This is a genomic window from Oleiphilus sp. HI0123 (genome assembly GCF_001635315.1).
In genome coordinates this window covers 1-1,827 of the sequence record NZ_LWGE01000260.1, presented here as the reverse complement: position 1 = coordinate 1,827, position 1,827 = coordinate 1, and the positions used below count along the sequence as shown (strand labels likewise).

General features: G+C 41.4%; 1 protein-coding gene. It reads right to left on the bottom strand.

Annotation, left to right across the window (positions count from 1 at the left end):
- A partial coding sequence (locus tag A3761_RS02575; protein WP_068749748.1) for an extracellular solute-binding protein occupies window positions 1–1,440 on the bottom strand: 1,440 nt, incomplete at its 3' end.
- Window positions 1,441–1,827: the final 387 nt, after the last annotated feature.

The window sequence follows — 1,827 nt, the reverse complement described above, 5'->3', positions numbered from 1 at the left end:
AAAAGAGCGGCGGCGATTTATATACTGGGTAGTATCTACGACGCGGATACCGGCTTCAATTCCAAGTTTTTCAAGATTTTTAATAAAGGGTTGTACTACACGCTCAAAGTCTTTCTGGAATAATAAAAACTCGAATGAAAAGGGCTTTCCGCTCTGCTTATTTGTCAGCTTGCCATCCTTCACAGACCAGCCTGCTTCTTTCAGTAACTTGATGGCTTTCCTTAAATTTTTTCGCAAGCTTGCAGGTTTTTCTGTGCTAGGTGAACGGTATTCACTTGTAAAAACAGATGATGGAAGTTGGTCTCTAAAGGCTTCAAGGGTGCTTAGCTCTTCACCAGTCGGCAAGCCCCGCGAAGCGAGTTCAGAGTTCTCAAAATAACTATTACTGCGTGCATATTGCCCATTAAACAAATTCTGGTTGGTCCATTCAAAGTCAAATGCATAGGCGAGCGCCTGTCTGACACGGCTATCCTTGAAAAGTTCTCTACGTGTATTGATAACAAAAGCCTGAAGACCGGCTGGGCGCTCGTGCTTAACTTCTTCTTTGATCAGTTCGCCGTTATCAAACTTTGGGCCGACGTAGGCGTTAGCCCAGTTGCGTGCAGTGTTCTCAATGCGGAAATCAAACTCGCCAGCTTTGAAAGCCTCCAATGCAACAGTGTTATCTTTGTAATATTCGTATACGATTTTATCGAAATTATACATACCCTTGTTAACCGCAAGATCTTTTGCCCAGTAGTTTGGGTTTTTCTTCAGTGTGACCGAGCGACCAGGGTCAAAGCTGTCGATCATGTAAGGGCCGTTGCCGACAGGAATATTTAGCGACGATTTACCGAAATCGTGTTTACTCCAATAGTTTTTGGAAAAAATCGGGAGTTGACCAATGATGAGCGGGAGTTCTTTATTTTGATTGGTAGCAAACTCAAAATGAATGACTGAATCTGAGCGAACCTCAACGTTTTTTACATCGGCATAGTAAGCTGCATAGAATGGTTGTGCTTTTTCATGCTTCGTTAGTGTTTCGAAACTGAACTTTACGTCGTCTGCTGTTATGGGGCTGCCATCAGAAAACTTGGCATTAGGGTTTAGCTTGAATGTAACTGATGAACGGTCATCAGGCGTCTCGATTGTTTCGGCAATTAGTCCATATTCGCTGAAAGCTTCATCACTCGCATGCTTTGTGAGACTTTCATACAAGTAGCGAACACCCGCGGCAGAAACGCCTTTAATAATATAAGGGTTGAAACTGTCGAAGTTATCACCGACAACGCCTAGTTTTAATGTGCCACCCTGGTTTGCAACAGGGTTGACGTAGTCAAAATGCTCAAAAGACGGGTCGTATTTTAACGAACCATGCATTGCAATACCGTGCTGAGGATTTGCAGCAATAGTGAAAGTTTGAAAGATGAGAGTAAAAAACAAAGCGAATTTAAAATGCATGGCTTATTTTGCTTATTGTAAATGTAGTTGAAAAATCTAGTCTCAATGCACACTTTAGTGCAAATTACAGGATGAAAGATCGTAAAGTTAAATGATAGACTCGTCTATAGCTTTTATCACCTTAAAGGCTTACGAAATATTTAGTTAGGCAAAACTGTTATTTAAGTTCGTTTTTTACAAGGCCGCAACGCTGGCATTTTGACACCGTTACAAGCTTGCCCNGTTTAACGTCGAACTTTGAGTTGCTTATAACCTTCCACTTATGAAAGCCGCTTTTGCATAAAGTTTTGCCTTTATGCTTGGCCTTTGGGGATGGTTTTTTAAAGGGAATTACATTAGACATAATAAGAGCTTTCGTTGCTTGAAGGCCTGAATTCATCGTTATAA